14 protein-coding genes and 1 pseudogene are annotated in these 15,965 nt (G+C 68.6%); 4 read left to right on the top strand and 11 right to left on the bottom strand.

The genetic code is table 11. The annotated features are described in order from the left end of the window. Positions 1-67 precede the first annotated feature (67 nt). The 4 genes from QUV35_RS13690 to mltG form a co-directional block, all read right to left on the bottom strand. On the bottom strand, positions 68-439 hold the full coding sequence (locus QUV35_RS13690; protein WP_300874986.1) for a PilZ domain-containing protein: 372 nt from the start codon (positions 437-439) through the stop codon (positions 68-70). Between the two features lie 85 nt (positions 440-524). Further along, complete coding sequence (locus tag QUV35_RS13685; protein ID WP_300874983.1) at positions 525-1,571, bottom strand: DNA polymerase III subunit delta'; 1,047 nt, start codon at positions 1,569-1,571, stop codon at positions 525-527. Next, on the bottom strand, positions 1,568-2,227 hold the full coding sequence (gene tmk / locus QUV35_RS13680; RefSeq protein WP_300874980.1) for a dTMP kinase: 660 nt from the start codon (positions 2,225-2,227) through the stop codon (positions 1,568-1,570). Before tmk ends, QUV35_RS13685 begins: the two co-directional genes overlap by 4 nt. A 26-nt stretch (positions 2,228-2,253) precedes the next feature. Beyond that, entirely contained in the window at positions 2,254-3,261 is a 1,008-nt protein-coding gene (gene mltG / locus QUV35_RS13675) for an endolytic transglycosylase MltG (RefSeq protein ID WP_300875046.1), read from the bottom strand. A gap of 157 nt (positions 3,262-3,418) precedes the next feature. Here mltG and QUV35_RS13670 point away from each other — a divergent pair, with 157 nt between their 5' ends. Both QUV35_RS13670 and QUV35_RS13665 read left to right on the top strand, forming a co-directional pair. Further along, entirely contained in the window at positions 3,419-4,354 is a 936-nt protein-coding gene (locus tag QUV35_RS13670; protein WP_300874977.1) for a folate-binding protein, read from the top strand. Between the two features lie 13 nt (positions 4,355-4,367). Further along, positions 4,368-5,195 (top strand): NRDE family protein, encoded by an 828-nt coding sequence (locus tag QUV35_RS13665; protein ID WP_300874974.1) that lies wholly within the window; start codon positions 4,368-4,370, stop codon positions 5,193-5,195. A gap of 3 nt (positions 5,196-5,198) precedes the next feature. Here QUV35_RS13665 and QUV35_RS13660 read toward each other — a convergent pair whose 3' ends face one another. Continuing rightward, positions 5,199-6,056, bottom strand: a complete 858-nt coding sequence (locus QUV35_RS13660) for a YbgC/FadM family acyl-CoA thioesterase (RefSeq protein WP_300875044.1) — start codon at positions 6,054-6,056, stop codon at positions 5,199-5,201. Positions 6,057-6,058: 2 nt separating this feature from the next. Further along, a complete protein-coding gene (locus QUV35_RS13655; protein ID WP_300874971.1) occupies positions 6,059-7,048 on the bottom strand; it encodes an alpha/beta hydrolase in 990 nt (329 codons plus the stop codon). A gap of 142 nt (positions 7,049-7,190) precedes the next feature. Here QUV35_RS13655 and QUV35_RS13650 point away from each other — a divergent pair, with 142 nt between their 5' ends. After that, positions 7,191-8,327 (top strand): iron-containing alcohol dehydrogenase, encoded by a 1,137-nt coding sequence (locus QUV35_RS13650; protein WP_300874969.1) that lies wholly within the window; start codon positions 7,191-7,193, stop codon positions 8,325-8,327. A gap of 24 nt (positions 8,328-8,351) precedes the next feature. Here the strand turns inward: QUV35_RS13650 and QUV35_RS13645 are convergent, their stop codons facing one another. From QUV35_RS13645 to QUV35_RS13625, 5 genes are all read right to left on the bottom strand, one after another. Further along, positions 8,352-9,323 (bottom strand): rhodanese-related sulfurtransferase, encoded by a 972-nt coding sequence (locus QUV35_RS13645; RefSeq protein ID WP_300874967.1) that lies wholly within the window; start codon positions 9,321-9,323, stop codon positions 8,352-8,354. A 30-nt stretch (positions 9,324-9,353) separates the two neighbouring features. Further along, entirely contained in the window at positions 9,354-10,427 is a 1,074-nt protein-coding gene (locus QUV35_RS13640; RefSeq protein ID WP_300874963.1) for a patatin-like phospholipase family protein, read from the bottom strand. A gap of 39 nt (positions 10,428-10,466) precedes the next feature. Then, complete coding sequence (locus QUV35_RS13635) at positions 10,467-11,306, bottom strand: HDOD domain-containing protein (RefSeq protein ID WP_300874960.1); 840 nt, start codon at positions 11,304-11,306, stop codon at positions 10,467-10,469. 84 nt (positions 11,307-11,390) lie between these two features. Continuing rightward, the gene (locus tag QUV35_RS13630) at positions 11,391-12,218 is read right to left on the bottom strand and encodes an HDOD domain-containing protein (RefSeq protein WP_300874958.1); all 828 of its coding nucleotides are present in this window, start codon (positions 12,216-12,218) and stop codon (positions 11,391-11,393) included. A 149-nt stretch (positions 12,219-12,367) separates the two neighbouring features. Then, positions 12,368-14,770 carry a Tex family protein gene (locus tag QUV35_RS13625; RefSeq protein WP_300874955.1) on the bottom strand — a complete coding sequence of 801 codons (2,403 nt, stop codon included), beginning with the start codon at positions 14,768-14,770 and terminating at the stop codon, positions 12,368-12,370. Positions 14,771-14,916: 146 nt separating this feature from the next. Here QUV35_RS13625 and QUV35_RS13620 point away from each other — a divergent pair. Next, a pseudogene (locus QUV35_RS13620) lies at positions 14,917-15,963 on the top strand (monovalent cation:proton antiporter-2 (CPA2) family protein); the annotation flags it as partial. Positions 15,964-15,965: the final 2 nt, after the last annotated feature.

Genomic DNA, 15,965 nt, shown 5'->3' with positions numbered 1-15,965 from the left:
GAATGGAAATGGGCAACGGCTGCCGGCCCGGAAAGGCCATTCACAACGTCGCGCGGATGCGGCCGCCTCAGAGGGTCTGTGTGGCGCGATCGGAGCCGAGGTTGGCGCCGAGGATTTCTTCGATCTTCAACTTGAGCATGCGGGATTTTTCGTCCGCCGGGAATCGGATGCCGACACCCTGGGTGCGACCGCCCGACGCCTTGGCCGGCGTCACCCATGCCACCTTGCCCGCCACCGGATACCGCTGTGGATCGTCGGGCAGGCTCAACAGCACATACACGTCATCGCCCAGCCGGTACTCACGCGAAGACGGGATGAAGATCCCCCCGTCTGCGAACAAGGGAATGTAGGCGGCGTAGAGCGCTGCCTTCTCCTTGATGGAGAGCTGGATCACGCTCGGGCGCGCCGTGGCTGCCGAGGGAGAAGGGTTGGTGCTCATCGCGTGGAGTTTAGCGGCAATCCCCGGCCGGGTGGGCGCTGTTGCAACGCCGCAAGACGGCGCCGCCCCAGGCCGGCTTGCCGCATCATCGCGCCCTGGCCGCCAGCACCTGGCGGGTGCGGGCAGCCCAGGCTTCCTGCATGAGGCCGGCGTTGTAAGGGTGCTCGACCGAGCGCGCGGCCTGCATCAGTTCGCGCGACCAGGCGGCCAGTGCCGTCCAGCGCGGCGGCGCCGGCAGCTCAGGCGCCGGGAAGAACCGGGCCGGCGCGCCGCAGGCGTGGGCCATCAGGTCGTGGCACAGCTTCTGCAGTACAGCCAGTTGCTGGGCAGCCGGCCAATCGGACAACACCGACCAGTCGCCGCGCGCCAGCGCCTGGGGCAAGGTGGACCAGGCCTGCGCGGTCAATCCTGCAGCGGCCCAGGCCAGGGCATCGTCGGGACGACCACCCGCGGCCTGCAGCCAGACCGCGGCCTGGGCCGGCGTGGGTGCAGGCAACGGCGATTTGCCACCCGCCCGGGCTGAGGTCACCTCCTGAACGAGCCAGGCCAGGGCTTCGTGCTCGTCGGGCCAGACCATCGCATGGGTCTGGCAACGGCTGCGGATCGTGGGCAGCAACTGGTGGGCCGACTCGCTGGCCAGGATGAAGCGCACCTCGCCCACCGGCTCCTCGAGCGTCTTGAGCAAGGTGTTGGCCGACTCGATGTTCATGCGCTCGGCCGGGTACACCAGGATCACCTTGGTGTTGCCGCGCGAGCGGGTGGTCTGGGTGAAGGCCACCGCGTCGCGCGCGGCTTCCACCCGGATCAGCTTGCTGGGTTTGCGCTTCTTGTCGTCGATGTCCTTCTGTGCGCCTTCGTCCAGCGGCCATCCCAGTTCCAGGCTGAGCACTTCGGGCATGAGTGCGCACAGGTCGGCGTGCGTGCGCACGTCGATGGCGTGGCAGCTGCCACAGTCGCCGCAAGCGCCTTGCGCCGTGGGACGTTCGCACAGCCAGGCCCGGGCCAGAGCCAGCGCCAGGTCGTACTGACCGAGCCCGGATGGGCCGGCCAGCAGCAGCGCATGCCCCCGCTGGGCCAGCAGATCGCCGAGCTGGCGCTGCAACCAGGGGGCCAGGGGCGCGACCGCGCTCATTTCGTCACCTCTGCGCCCAGCCAGCCACGCTGCTCGAAGGCCTGTCGCACGGCCAGCCAGACCTGTTCCATCGGGCGATCCGACGGCACGCGGGCGAAACGGCCCGGGTCTTGTTGCATGCGAGCGCCGTAGCCTGCGGCGACCCGCTCGAAAAAGGCCTGCGGCTGGGATTCGAAGCGGTCGGGCAGGCGGGCGCCGGCCAGCCGCTGTGCCGCGACTGCCGGCGGAAGATCGAACCACACGGTCAGGTCGGGCTGGCGCAGCCGGGCGCCGGGCTCGGTTGAGGCTTGCACCCACTGTTCGAGCTGGCGCAGCACCGCCAGGTCGAAGCCCCTGCCGGCCCCCTGGTAAGCAAAGGTCGCGTCGGTGAAGCGGTCGCACAACACCACTTCGCCCCGCGCCAGCGCGGGTTCGATCACCTGCTGCAGGTGGTCGCGCCGTGCGGCAAACATCAGCAGCGCCTCGCACAGAGGGTCCATGGCATCGTTGAGCACCAGATCGCGCAGCTTCTCGGCCAGCGCAGTGCCACCAGGCTCGCGGGTGAGCACCACCGCGCGACCTTGCGCGCGAAAGGCCTCGGCCAGACCGGTGATGTGGGTGGACTTGCCTGCGCCGTCGATGCCTTCAAAGCTGATGAAAAGTCCGGCGGTCTGCATGAAAAATGGGGCGGTACGGGCGGGTTTCAGCGGCGCAGGATGTAGCGCCGAACCGCCGCATTGTGCTCTTCGAGCGTGGCGCTGAACTGGCTGGAGCCGTCTCCGCGCGCCACGAAGTAGATGGCGTCGGTGTCGGCGGGTTGCACGGCCGCACGCAACGATGCGGCGCCGGGCATGGCGATCGGGGTCGGTGGCAGGCCGGCGCGGGTGTAGGTGTTGTAGGGCGAGTCGGTCTGCAGGTCGATGCGCCGCAGATTGCCGTCAAAGCGCTCGCCGAGGCCGTAGATCACCGTGGGATCGGTCTGCAGGCGCATGCCGATGCGCAGCCGGTTCGCGAACACACCGCCGATGCGACGTCGATCGCTCTCCAGGCCGGTTTCCTTCTCGATGATGCTGGCCAGGATCAGCGCCTCGTCAGGGGTGCGCAAGGGTGAGGCGGCATCGCGCTGGGCCCAGACCTCGGCCAGGCGTTTGTCCATGGCCTGTGCGGCCTGGCGCAACACGCTGGATGCGGTTGCCCGTTTGGCCACCCGGTAGGTGTCGGGGAAGAAGCGCCCTTCCGGATGGCGCCCCGGTTGGCCGATGAGGGCCATGATGTCGGCCGTGCTCAGGCCCTCGAGGTCCTGGGTGAGGTCGGGCGAGCCGCGCAGCAATTCGAACACCTGGCGGTGGTTCCAGCCCTCCAGCAGCGTGATGCTGCGCACCGCCTGTTCACCCCGCACGAGTTTGGACAACAAGCTGCGCGGCGTGGTGCCGGGCGCAAATTCGTAGCTGCCCGCCTTGATGTCGCGCGATCCACCCGAGATGCGGAACCAGCCGTAGAGCAACACCCAGGGGGTCTGCACGCCCGCGGCGGCCAGTTTTTCGGCCACGCCACGGGCCGACTGGCCCGGGGCGATTTCCACCTCGAGCGGTTGTTGTTCGCTCACGCCGGCGCCCATGCGCAGAGGGCGATCGACCCACCACACGCCATAGGCACCGCCGATCAGCAGCGTGGCCAGCGACAACACGAACAGGAGTTTGATCAGACGCAGCAAGGGGGTGATCTCGACAGGGGGATGGAGCGGCCGCAAGGCCCGAAAAAAACCGCCCCATGATAATCGGGCACTCCCTGCGCAGCACCCGCCGCTGGGCCGGCTTCCTGTGCCTTGCATCCCCTGCCGTCCACCAACGAACACCACCCGACCACCCATGGCACTCCATCCTTCATCTGCAGACCTTTCTTCCAGCGACGGCGTGGCCCGGTTGACCCGGCTCGGGGTGATCCAGGTCGACGGTGAAGATGCGGCGAAATTCCTGCAGGGCCAGCTCACCCAGGACTTCTCGCTGCTGGGTTTGTCCGAGGCGCGCCTGGCGGCGTTTTGTTCGGCCAAGGGCCGCATGCAGGCCAGCTTTGTCGGTTTCAAGCGCAGCCACGACCAGATCCTGCTGGTGTGCAGCCGCGACCTGCTGCCCGCCACGCTCAAGCGCCTGTCGATGTTCGTGCTGCGCGCCAAGGCCCGGCTGAGCGACGCCAGCGAGGCCTTTGCCCTCTTTGGCCTGGCCGGCAGCGCCGTGCCGGCCCACCTGCCCGCCGCGGCCTGGACGCAGGTGCGCGAAAACGACGCCAGCGTGGTGCGCCTGTACCCCGCCGGCGCGACCCAGCGCGCCCTGTGGGTGGCTCCCGCCGACGCGCCGGTGCCCGCCGGTGCGGCCCTGGGCGAAGAGCGCTGGGACTGGCTGGAGGTGACCAGCGGCGTGGCCACGTTGAGCCAGCCGGTGTTCGAGACCTTCGTGCCCCAGATGCTGAACTACGAGTCGGTGGGCGGGGTGAACTTCAAGAAGGGCTGCTACCCAGGCCAGGAGGTGGTGGCGCGCAGCCAGTTCCGCGGCACGCTCAAGCGCCGGGCCTACCTCGTGCACTGTGACGTGGCGCTGGCTTCGGGTCAGGCCGTCTTTCACAGCAGCGACGCCGAACAGCCCTGCGGCACGGTGGTGCAGGCAGCCGGCCACCCGGCGGGGGGATTCGACGCCATTGTTTCCATGCAGACCAGCGCTGCCGCCGATGGCAGCCTGCACGCCGGTGCGGCCGATGGACCGGTCCTGACCCTGCTGCCCCTGCCCTACCCGCTGCTCGAAGACATCTGAGCGGGGCACGGCCATGTGCCTCATTGCCTTCGCCCTGCATGCCGATCCGGCAAGGCCGCTGCTGATTGCCGCCAACCGCGACGAGTTTTTCGACCGGCCCACCGCGCCGCTGCACCGCTGGAAGCTCCACGATGGCACCGAGGTCGTGGGTGGGCGCGACCTGCGCGACGGAGGCACCTGGCTGGGCCTGAGCCCGCAGGGCCGGCTGGCGATGTTGACCAATGTGCGCCAGCCCCTGGGCGGCGCGGCCCGACGCAGCCGTGGCGAACTGGTCACACGCTGGTTGCAGGGCCAGCTGGATGCCGACCGGTTCGCTGCCGGCATCGCGCCCGCCGACTACGGCGGCTTCAATCTGGTGGTGGGCGATTTCCACGCCCGCGCCTGGCACTGGCTGGGCAACCGCGATCCGGCGGTGCCGCACGGTTCAGGGGCCGACGTGTTGCACCGGCGGGCCCTCGGCGACGGGCTCTACGGCCTGTCGAACGCCAGCCTCGACACGCCCTGGCCCAAGACACGGCAACTGAAGGCCGCCCTCGGCGAGGCACTGCGCAGCCCGTCAGACTGGTTGACGCCATTGTCCCGCGCCCTGACCGACAGCCAGCCGGTACCGCACGAAGCCTTGCCCCACACCGGCGTGCCCGACGACTGGGAGCGGGCGCTCTCCAGCCCGTTTGTGCGCATGGCCGATCGCGCCTACGGCACCCGCACCAGCCAGGTGGTCAGCGTGCAGGCGCTTGAACAAGGCTTCGCTGTGACCGTGCAGGAATGGACCCACGACCCCGCACGCCTGGCCGCGGGCCTGCAGCCTGGTCAGGGCCGTTGCGAGACCCTGGTGTGGTGAACCTCAAAGGCGCTTGAACATGGTCACGTGCGCGATGCCGGCTTCTTCAAACGGCTCGCCGAGCACGGTGAAGCCCAGCCGGTCGTAAAACCCCTGCGCGCTGCGCTGCGCGTGCAGCACCACCTCGGCATCGCCGCGCTCCCGAGCCACCGCCATCAAGGCATGCAGCACGTCGCGCCCGAGCCGTCCGCCGCGCAGCGTGCGCTCCACCGCCATGCGCCCGATCTTCGACGTGCCCGGCTCGTGGGCCAGCAGCCGCCCGGTGGCCAGCGGGCGGCCCAGGCGGTTGCAGGCCACGGCGTGCACCGCGGTCTCGTCGGCGCTGTCCCACTCGAGTTCCTTCGGTATGCCTTGTTCTTCAACGAACACCGCCGTGCGCAGGCGCTGTGCGTCTGCACCGAGTTCGCTCCAGGCACCCACGCGCATCCCGGTCATGGCCTCGCCCGCCTCGAAGCCGGTGAGGATGTCGCGCAACACCGGCGGCACCGGGCGCGAGCTCTGCGTGGCCGGGTCGGCGAAGACATAGATGATCTCGCCGGTGATGAGGTGTTCGTCGCCACGAAAGATGGCGCCCGTGAAGCTGAGGGACGAGTTGCCGATGCGGCTGCACTTCATGGCCACCTCGATCTGGTCGTCCGCGCGCGCCGACGCGTGGAACTCAACCGTGGCCTTGACCACGTAGAGATCGCCACCGAGCTGGTGCATGGTTTCCTGGTAGGGAAGACCGAGCGCGCGCCAGTAGTCGGTGATGGCGGTGTCGAAGTACATCAGGTAGTGCGCGTTGAACACGATCTTCTGCATGTCCACCTCGGCCCAGCGCACGCGCAGGCGGTGGAAGAAACGGAAGTCGGAGCGGGTCATGGTCATGTTGTCTTGTCCGTGAAGGCATTGCGCAGCGCGCGCGCCGCGTCGTTGTGGGCGGTCAGCGCCTGCGGGATGGCGCGGCCGAAGTTGATGAAGCCGTGCACCACGCCGGCATAGATCTCGATGTCCACCGGCACACCGGCGTGGCGCAGGCGGTCGGCGTACATCACACCCTCGTCGGTGAGCGGGTCGCATTCGGCCAGGCCGAACCAGGCGGGTGCGACTCCGTCGGGTTCGCGAACATGGCCGTGTTCGTCCACCCCGTCGAGCGGGGCGAAGCGCCAGTCGTCGCGGTCGGCGCCGTTGCGCAGGTAGTGGCCAAAAAAGTAGTCGATGTGGCTTTCTTCGAGCAGGAAGCCTTCGGCAAAGGTCTTGTGCGACGCGGTGTCCTGGTGTCCTGCGCAGCCGGGGTAGAACAGCAGCTGCAGCGCCAGCGGCAGGCCGGCGTCGCGCGCCGCCAGGGCCGTGACGGCGGCGAGCGTGCCGCCGGCGCTGTCGCCGCCGACCGCGATGCGCTTCGCATCCAGTCCCAAGGCCCGGCATTGTTCGCGCAGGCCCAGCAGGCTGTCCCAGGCATCGAACACCGCGGTGGGGAACTTCCACTCAGGGGCCAGCCGGTAGTCCACCGAAACCACCGCGCAATGCGCGAGGTGCGCCAGATGCCGGCACAGCGCGGCATGGGTGGCCACGCTGCCCACCGTGAAACCGCCGCCGTGAAAGTACAGCAGCACCGGCAAGTCCACCTCGCTGGCCGGCGCAAACAACCGGGCCGGCAGCGCCGCGCCGTCCCGGGCCGGCAGGCTCAGCGCTTGCACGCGGGCCAGCTTGTGCGAGGGAATCTCCAGCACACCGGCGCCGGCCTCGTAGGCCAGCCTGGCCTGTGCCGGCGTGAGCGCATGCAACGGCACATGGCCGGCGCGTGCGATGCGCTCGAGCACATGGCGCATGGCCGGTGTGAGCAGCGCTCGCGGGTCGGGGTGGTGGGACATGGGTGAACATTGTGGCCGGCGCCTGCGGCTGTGGCCATCGGTGCTGTCTTTTGGGTGACGGCCTGCGGGTTGGCGGCATAGGCGGACACCGTGCCGGGCCCTATCATTTTTGTTTCCACCCGATTCCCCATTGGAGACCGCCTTGGCCCAGATCCTCTACATCACCAACATCCTGATCGACTTCGGCGTGCTCTCGCAACTGCAGGCCGAGTGCGAGCGGGCGGGCATCCGGCGTCCACTGATCGTCACCGATGCCGGCGTGAAGGCCGCCGGCCTGCTGGACAAGGCACTGGCCGCCCTGCCCGGCCTGCCAGCCGCGGTGTTCGACCAGACACCCTCCAACCCGACCGAAGCCGCCGTGCGAGCAGCGGCGGCGGTGTACCTGGCGCAAGCCTGCGACGGCCTCATCGCCCTGGGCGGCGGCAGCGCCATCGATTGCGCCAAGGGTGTGGCCATTGCCTGCACCCACGAGGGGCCGCTCAAGACCTACGCCACCATCGAGGGCGGCTCGCCGAAGATCACCGACCGCGTGCCGCCGCTGATCGCGGTGCCCACCACGGCGGGCACCGGCAGCGAGGTGGCGCGCGGCGCCATCGTGATCGTGGACGACGGCCGCAAGCTCGGCTTCCACAGCTGGCACCTGGTGCCCAAAACCGCCCTGCTCGACCCTGAACTCACGCTGGGCCTGCCGCCCATGCTCACCGCGGCCACCGGCATGGACGCGATCGCGCATTGCATGGAAACCTTCATGGCGCCGCCGTTCAATCCACCGGCCGACGGCATCGGCCTGGACGGCTTGCAGCGTGGCTGGGCACACATCGAGCGGGCCACAAAAGACGGTCAGGACCGCGATGCGCGGCTGCAGATGATGAGCGCCAGCATGCAGGGCGCCATGGCCTTCCAGAAGGGCCTGGGCTGCGTGCATTCGCTCAGCCACAGCCTGGGCGGTGTCAACCCGCGCCTGCACCACGGCACGCTCAACGCCGTGTTCCTGCCGGCGGTGATCCGCTTCAACGCCGAGGCCGAGTCGATGAAGAAGGACCAGCGCCTGCAGCGCATGGCGCACGCCATGGGTCTGTCCAGCGGGGGCGATGTGGCCGAGGCCGTCACCGAGATGAACGCCCGACTGGGCCTGCCCGGCGGCCTGGCCGCCATGGGTGTCACCGCCGACCTGTTCGACCAGGTCATCGCCGGCGCCATGGCCGACCACTGCCACAAGACCAACCCGCGGCTGGCGAGTGCCGACGACTACCGGGCGATGCTGCAGGCCGCGCTCTGACACCGGCGCCCCGCCGGGTCGCGCTCAGGCCGGATCGTGCGGGCTGTCGGCCGCACGGCGCTGGCGCGCGCCCACGTGCACCTGACCGCGCGATTCGGCCAGTTCGACCTGGCGCTGGCGCTCGGCCAGATGCGCCTTGTCTTCGGCACTGCGCTGGTCGTGGCAATGCGGGCAGCTCACACCCTTGATGTACAAGGGCGACGCCTTCTCGGCCGCCCCCAGGGGCCAGCGGCATGAGCGGCAGAGTTCGTGCGGCCCGGGCTGCAGACCGTGCCCCACGCTCACGCGCTCGTCGAACACGAAACACTCGCCCTGCCACGTGCTCTGCTCGGGCGGGATCTCTTCGAGGTACTTGAGGATGCCGCCTTCCAGGTGATAGACCTCGTCGAAACCGCGCATCTTCATGAGCGCGGTGGACTTCTCGCAGCGGATGCCGCCGGTGCAGAACATCGCCACGCGCGGCTTCTTGTCGCCTTGCAGGCGGCTTTGTGCGTCGAGCCAGGCGGGCAGCTCGGTGAAGGTCTTGATGTCCGGATTGAGCGCGCCGGCGAAGGTGCCGATGGCCACCTCGTAGTCGTTGCGGGTGTCGATCACGAGCACGTCGGGGTCGGCCAGCAGGGCGTTCCAGTCCTGCGGTTTCACGTACTGGCCCACGGTCTTGTTCGGATCCAGCCCGGGCACACGAAGGGTCACGATCTCCTTCTTCAGGCGCACCTTCATGCGGTGGAACGGCGGATGCTCGCTCCAGGACTCCTTGTGCGGCAGCCGGGCCAGGCGCGCATCGGCCCTCAGGTGGGCCAGCACGGCCCGCACGCCCGCCTCGGGCCCGGCGATGGTGCCGTTGATGCCTTCGCTGGCGAGCAGCAGCGTGCCCTTCACCCCATGTGTTTCGCAGCAATCCTGCAGGGGCTCGCGCAGCTCGGCGAAGTCGGGCAGGTCGACGAACTGGTAGAGCGCAGCGGTGAGATAACGGTGGGGGTGTGGCTCGGCGGACATGGGGCAATTATCCCCCTGCGCCCCGCCGCGTCACAGCGGCAGCAGCCGGGCCGGGTCGGGCCGCTGCAGCCACTGGGCAAACTCCTCGGCCAGCTGCTCGCTGGCCGAGGTGGCGGCATTCCAGGCCTTCATTCGGCCGGCGAGGTCGGGGCCGTAGCGGGTGAAGTCCTGGCGGTCGGGCAGCTTGGCATCGGGCAAGGTTTTCACCCAGGCCGGATCGGGCGAGAGCAGCAGCATGCTGTCGAGCGCCGGACTGCTGCGGTGCCGGCCCTTCCAGGCCTTGTCGAGCCAGCCGGGCACGACCGATGGCTGGAAGTGCGGGTACAGCACGATCGGAGATGCTGCCGGCGGCTGGTAGCGCAGGTGCAGGTGGTAATCGGTGATGCCGCCGTCCCAGTAGGCGCCGGGAGGCGCGCCGGCAATGCCGTGCACCGGGCGCAGCACGAACGGAATGGAGCAGCTGGCCTGCAGCGCCTCCATGAAGTTGGCCTCGTTGAGCGGCACCTGCCGGGTCCGGAAATCGTGGGCGTCGAACGGCAGCGCACCGCCGCTGGAGAACACCACCCGTTCCAGCCAGGCGCCCAGCGCCTTGCGGTGCAGCGCGTTGGACGCGAAGGCGCCCAGGTAACCCAGCGGCGTGCGCCAGCGGCCTTCGCGACCGAGCAGGTGCCGCCCGCGCGAGGTGACGATGTGCAGCCGGTAGCGTGGGTGGTTGAGCACCTCGGGGATGCGACCGCCGTAGAAGCTTTTCAGGTTGTTGCCGAACTGCTCGCTGACCTGGTCGGGTGTCGGGCGTTTCTGCCCCGGTGGCAGGGCGTAGTGCTGCGCGATGTAGTCACGCTGCAGCCGCTCGAAAGCGGCCACCGGTGCGTCCAGGCAGGCGGTGGCCATGCGCCAAGCGCCGATCGAGGCACCCACGAGGTGCACCGGCTGCCGGCTTTGCGGCAGCCACTGGCCGAACAGGAAACGGTCCAGGGGACCGAGGATCAGGCCTTTCGGGCCACCGGCGGCGCCCGGGATCACGCCCACGTCGTGGGGACGCAGACCGTGTTGTTCGATGTGCTGGCGGGCGCGTGGACCCGCATGGAGGCGAAGGGCTTGCATGGGCTGCGATTGTCACGCAGCCCGCAGTGTCGCCCTGCCTCAGTGGCCGGAAGCTTCTTCGGCTTCGGTGATTTCGGTGTGGCGCGAGATCGAGGGGATCTCTTCTGCCACCACCGTGTCGGGGTCGATGCCCAGCACCAGACCCACCGGATCGGGATAGGTGTTGATCAACAGTTCGGAGCGCATGGCCTGTTCCTCGGCGCGTGCGCGCCACGAGCCGATGTGGATCACACCGGCGATCGGCTCGTAGACCTCGTTTTCGAACGGCGCCGTCTGGTGTTCGATGGCGTTGATCATGCGGCGGGGGAAATTCCATTCGCGTGCCAGCGCGGCGCCCACCTCGGCGTAGCTGTAACCGAACAGGCCACGTTCGGCGGTGGCGCGCTTGAGGTCGAGCATGGGCACGCTGCGGTCCAGATCGATCATGGCCTCGGGCATGCCCACGTGCATCACGAGTTCGCCGATGCCGTGGATGAGGCCGGCGGTGAACGCGGTGTTCTCGTCGATGCGGATCGGCAGCGCGATGTAGCGCGAGAGGTTGGCGGTGTTGAGGCTGTAGCGCCAGAACTGGTTGAGGTTGACGCCACCCACGGCATGAAAACCTTCGCCGAGCGACGCGGCAATGACCAGCGCACGAACCTTGATCAGGCCCAGCACCTGGATCGCTTCGCGGGCGCTGGAGACCGATCGGTGCAAACCGAAGAAGGCGGAGTTGGCGGTCTTGAGCAGCTTGGCGGTGAGCACCGGGTCGTCCTCGATGTAGGACGCCGCGAGCATGGCGTCGACATCTTCCTGGTCGAAGGTCTCGATCAGTTTGCGCACCACCTTGGGAGCCGACGGCAGCGCATCGGGCCGTTTGAGTAGCTTGTCGAGTTGCATGTCTTTCTCCCGCCTGGTTTGCCCACCCGAATGGGGTTTGCTGTGATTTTTATCGCCTGAAAATCGCCACACTTGAGGTCTTTTTCAGTCAATGAAGGCGCCCAGGGCCTGGCTGAATGACCACTCCGAGGGGTCTTTGCCCAGCACACTGTCCAGATCGAGCCCGAGCGACAGGCCCACCAGGTCGGGAAAGGTCGCCACCAGGCCGTTCTCGTCGAGCTGTATCTCTTCGGCCCGCGCGCGCCACGACGCGATGTGCAGCACCCCACCCAGCGGGTCGTAGGCTTCACCTTCAAACGGGCTGATCTGGTTGTTCAGCGCCGAGACGATGTGGGTCGGGAACTGCCACTTTTCAGCCATGCCGGCGCCCACCTGGGCGTAGGTGTAGCCAAAGACCGACATCTCGGCCTGGGCTCGCTGCAGGTCCAGGGGCGGCGTGCCCATGTCCAGCGGTGCGATCAGGTCGGGCATGGCGATGTGCATGATCAGGTCGCCGATGGCATGGATCAGGCCGGCGGTGAAGGCGTTGCTTTCGTTCTGGCGCAGCACGCCGGCCAGCGACTTCGAAATGTCGGCCACGCGCAGGCTGTAGCGCCAGAACTGCGGCAGGTTCACGCCGGGCACGTTCTTGAAACTCGAGCCCAGGGCCGCGGCCATCACCAGCGAACGCACATGGGTCATGCCCAGCATGGCCACCGCTTCGTCGGCGCTGCCGATCTTGCGGCTGACACGGAAGAAGGCCGAATTGGACAGGCGCAGCACGCGGGTCGTGAGCGACGGGTCCTGCGAGATCAGGTCGGACACCCGCTTGGGACTCGGGTCGTCCTTGTTCATCTCGGCCAGCAGGTCGGACACGGTGCGCGACATGGCGGGCAGCGCACGGGGGAAGTTCAGCAGGGCTTCGAGTTGCATGGGGTGAAGTCCGTTGGAAGCATGGGTCGTCGGACGCAGCCTGCGCTCAAGACCGCGTGTTCCTTTCTGTATCGGCCAGAACGCCACCAACTTGAGCCTGCGTGCCCACCCCGAGCCGCGTGCTTTTGACCCGCTTTTCCCGCCCTTTTTCAGCGTTTGGCGTCTTTGCCGGTGCCCTGCAGGCGGGCAAACGCCGACGCCATGGCCGACGGAGCCGCTGCCCCCGGTGCGCCGGGTGCGCTGCGCGCATCGGATCGCCCCGCGCGAGCCGGCTCGAAACGGTTGTCCCGGGGCCCGGCGCCCTGCCCTGCGCTGCGCCCCGGTGTCTCCCCCAGCTTCATCGACAGACCGATGCGCTTGCGCGCCACGTCGACTTCCATCACCTTGACCCGCACGATGTCGCCGGTCTTGACGATCTCGCGCGCGTCGTTGACGAACTTGTGCGCCAGCTGGCTGACGTGCACCAGACCGTCCTGGTGCACGCCCAGATCGATGAAGGCACCGAACTGCGCCACGTTGCTGACCGTGCCCTCCAGGATCATGCCCTCGCGCAGGTCGCTGATGTCGTCGACGCCGTCGTTGAAGCGCGCCACCTGGAAGTCCGGGCGCGGGTCGCGGCCCGGCTTCTCCAGCTCGGCCAGGATGTCCTTGACGGTGATGACGCCGAAGCGCTCGTTGGCGAACAGCTCGGGCCGCAGGGTCTTGAGCATGTCGGAGCGACCCATGAGGTCGGCCACCGCCTGGCCGGTGGCCTTCATGATCTGCTCGACCACCGGGTAGGTCTCGGGGTGCACACCGGTCATGTCCAGCGGGTTGTCACCGCCGCGGATGCGCAGGAAACCCGCGCTTTGCTCGAACGTCCTGGCGCCCAGGCCGGCCACCTCCATGAGCTGCTGGCGGCTGCGGAACGCGCCGTGCGCCTCGCGCCAGCGCACCACGGCCTTGGCCACGCTGCCCGACAGGCCGGACACCCGGGAGAGCAGCGGCACGCTGGCGGTGTTGAGGTCCACACCCACGCCGTTGACACAGTCCTCGACCACCGCGTCCAGCGTGCGCGCCAGCTCGCTCTGGTTGACGTCGTGCTGGTACTGGCCCACACCGATGCTCTTGGGATCGATCTTGACCAGTTCGGCCAGCGGGTCCTGCAGCCGGCGCGCAATGCTGGCGGCGCCGCGCAGGCTCACGTCCACGTCGGGCATTTCCAGGGATGCGAATTCGCTCGCGGAGTACACCGATGCGCCGGCCTCGCTGACCACGACCTTCTGCATCTCGGGCCGGCCCAGCTGCTTCATCAGGTCGGCCGCCAGCTTGTCGGTCTCGCGGCTCGCGGTGCCGTTGCCGATCGCAACCAGGTTCACGCCGTGTTTCTCGCTCAGCAGGCGCAGTGTGTGCAGCGCGCCGTCCCAGTCGCGCCGGGGTTCGTGCGGGTAGACGGTGGCGGTGTCCACCAGCTTGCCGGTGGCGTCCACCACCGCCACCTTCACGCCGGTGCGAATGCCCGGGTCCAGCCCCATGACCACCTTGGGGCCGGCGGGAGCGGCCAGCAGCAGGTCGCGCAGGTTGTCGGCGAACACCTTGATCGCCACCGCTTCGGCACCCTCGCGCAGCCGTGCGAACAGGTCGCGTTCGCTGGAGAGCGAGAGCTTCACGCGCCAGGTCCAGGCCACGCACTTGCGCAGCAGGTCGTCGGCCGCGCGGCCCTGGTGGCGCCAGCCCAGGTGCAGGGCGATGCGGCCTTCGGCCAGGCTTGGACCCACCGTTCGGGCTGAGCCTGTCGAAGCCGCCACTTCAGGCTCGGGCAATACCAGCCTGGCGTCCAGGATCTCCAGCGAACGCCCGCGAAACACGGCCAGCGCGCGGTGCGAGGGCACGCGCGAGATCGGTTCGTCGTAGTCGAAGTAGTCGCGAAACTTCGCCACTTCGGGGGTGTTCTCGTCCTTGCCGGCCAGCAGCGTGCTCTTGAGCAGGCCTTCGGTCCACAGCCATTCGCGCAGGTTCTGCAGCAGCGCGGCGTCTTCGGCCCAGCGTTCGCTCAGGATGTCGCGCACGCCGTCGAGCACCGCAGGCACGGTGGAGAAGTCGGCGCCGGGTTTGCCATCGTCCAGCACCTCGGGTGGGCGCGTGAACGCGGCGGCCTCGGCCACCGGGTCCAGTGTCGGGTCGGCCCAGAGCCTGTCGGCCAGCGGTTCGATGCCGAATTCGCGGGCGATCAGGCCCTTGGTGCGTCGGCGCTGCTTGAACGGCAGGTACAGGTCTTCGAGCTCCTGCTTGGTGGGCGCCAGCATCACGGCGGCCCGCAACCCGGGGGTGAGCTTGCCCTGTTCGTCGATGCTCCTGAGAATGCTCTCGCGCCGGGCCTCGAGCTCGCGCAGGTAGTCCAGCCGGTGGGCCAGCTCGCGCAGCTGGATGTCGTCCAGGCCGCCGGTGGCTTCCTTGCGGTAGCGGGCAATGAAGGGCACGGTGGCGCCGCCGTCGATCAGGTCGACGGCCGCCTGCACCTGGTGAACGCCGACCCGGATTTCCTGCGCGATCTGAGCAACGATGTTGTGCATGCTGTGGTGTCTCTGGAGCCCTGGCCGCGAGGGGCCAAAAAGCTGCGCAGTGTGCCACAGGCCCGCAGCCGCGCGGCCACGCTGCGCCGGACGCGGACCTGCGTCACAATGCCGCCTTCTGTCGATCCCCCACCCGGAGTCCACCCATGGCCGTCGAAGGCAGCGCAGGCGACCTGCTCAAAGTCGTGACCCTGCTGGGCGCAGCGGTGATCGCCGTGCCCCTGTTCAAGCGCCTGGGCCTGGGCTCGGTGCTCGGTTACCTGGCGGCCGGGCTGGCCATCGGGCCGTTCGGCCTGGCCCTCATCAACGACCCGGCCACCATCCTGCACACGGCCGAGCTCGGCGTGGTGATGTACCTGTTCGTCATCGGCCTGGAGATGCAGCCCTCGCACCTGTGGAGCCTGCGCCGGGCCATCTTCGGCCTGGGCAGCCTGCAGGTGGTGGTGTGTGGCCTGCTGCTGAGCGCCGTGGGCCTGGCGTTCGGCTTTTCATGGCAGGTGTCCTTTGTCAGCGCCATGGGCTTTGTGCTCACCTCCACCGCCGTGGTGATGCAGTTGCTGGGCGAACGCGGCGACATGGCGCGCCCGCGCGGCCAGAAGATCGTGGCCATCCTGCTGTTCGAGGACCTGCTGATCGTGCCGCTGCTGGCCGTGATCGTCTTCATGGCGCCGGCGGATCTGGCCGGGCCGGTGGCGGCCACCTCCTCGCGCTGGGCCACGATCGGCCTGGCACTGGGCTCGCTGGTGGCGCTGGTGGCCGCCGGCGTCTGGCTGCTCAACCCGCTGTTTCGCATCCTGGCCGAGGCCCGGGCGCGCGAGGTCATGACCGCGGCCGCCCTGCTGGTGGTGCTGGGCGCGGCGCTGCTCATGCAGGTGGGCGGACTCTCCATGGCCATGGGGGCGTTCCTGGCTGGCGTGCTGCTGTCCGAATCCACCTTCCGCCACCAGCTCGAAGCCGACATCGAGCCGTTCCGGGGTTTGCTGCTCGGCCTGTTTTTCCTGAGCGTGGGCATGTCGCTCGACATGGCCGCCGTGGCGGCCAACTGGCCGCTGATCGTGGCCGACGTGCTGGCCATGATGGTGGTCAAGGCGCTGTGCATCTACGCTGTGGCGCGCTTTGCGAAGAGTTCCCACGCCGACGCGCTGGACCGTGCGGTGCTCATGGCTCAGGGCGGTGAATTCGCCTTTGGGCTGCG

Origin of the sequence: Hydrogenophaga sp. (assembly GCF_030373225.1) — a bacterium.
In the GTDB taxonomy this organism is placed as follows: Bacteria; Pseudomonadota; Gammaproteobacteria; order Burkholderiales; family Burkholderiaceae_C; genus Hydrogenophaga.
The sequence above is the reverse complement of the archived record's forward strand: the minus strand, read 5'-3'. Positions and strand labels throughout refer to the sequence as shown.

Bases quoted from the DNA above. Each gene is read 5' to 3' on its own strand.
- QUV35_RS13645 (WP_300874967.1), bottom strand. From the start codon at position 9,323: ATGTCCGCCGAGCCACACCCCCACCGTTATCTCACCGCTGCGCTCTAC.
- QUV35_RS13660 (WP_300875044.1), bottom strand. From the start codon at position 6,056: ATGACCCGCTCCGACTTCCGTTTCTTCCACCGCCTGCGCGTGCGCTGG.
- QUV35_RS13690 (WP_300874986.1), bottom strand. From the start codon at position 439: ATGAGCACCAACCCTTCTCCCTCGGCAGCCACGGCGCGCCCGAGCGTG.
- QUV35_RS13685 (WP_300874983.1), bottom strand. From the start codon at position 1,571: ATGAGCGCGGTCGCGCCCCTGGCCCCCTGGTTGCAGCGCCAGCTCGGC.
- QUV35_RS13665 (WP_300874974.1), top strand. From the start codon at position 4,368: ATGTGCCTCATTGCCTTCGCCCTGCATGCCGATCCGGCAAGGCCGCTG.
- tmk (WP_300874980.1), bottom strand. From the start codon at position 2,227: ATGCAGACCGCCGGACTTTTCATCAGCTTTGAAGGCATCGACGGCGCA.
- QUV35_RS13640 (WP_300874963.1), bottom strand. From the start codon at position 10,427: ATGCAAGCCCTTCGCCTCCATGCGGGTCCACGCGCCCGCCAGCACATC.
- QUV35_RS13630 (WP_300874958.1), bottom strand. From the start codon at position 12,218: ATGCAACTCGAAGCCCTGCTGAACTTCCCCCGTGCGCTGCCCGCCATG.
- QUV35_RS13625 (WP_300874955.1), bottom strand. From the start codon at position 14,770: ATGCACAACATCGTTGCTCAGATCGCGCAGGAAATCCGGGTCGGCGTT.
- QUV35_RS13655 (WP_300874971.1), bottom strand. From the start codon at position 7,048: ATGTCCCACCACCCCGACCCGCGAGCGCTGCTCACACCGGCCATGCGC.
- QUV35_RS13670 (WP_300874977.1), top strand. From the start codon at position 3,419: ATGGCACTCCATCCTTCATCTGCAGACCTTTCTTCCAGCGACGGCGTG.
- QUV35_RS13635 (WP_300874960.1), bottom strand. From the start codon at position 11,306: ATGCAACTCGACAAGCTACTCAAACGGCCCGATGCGCTGCCGTCGGCT.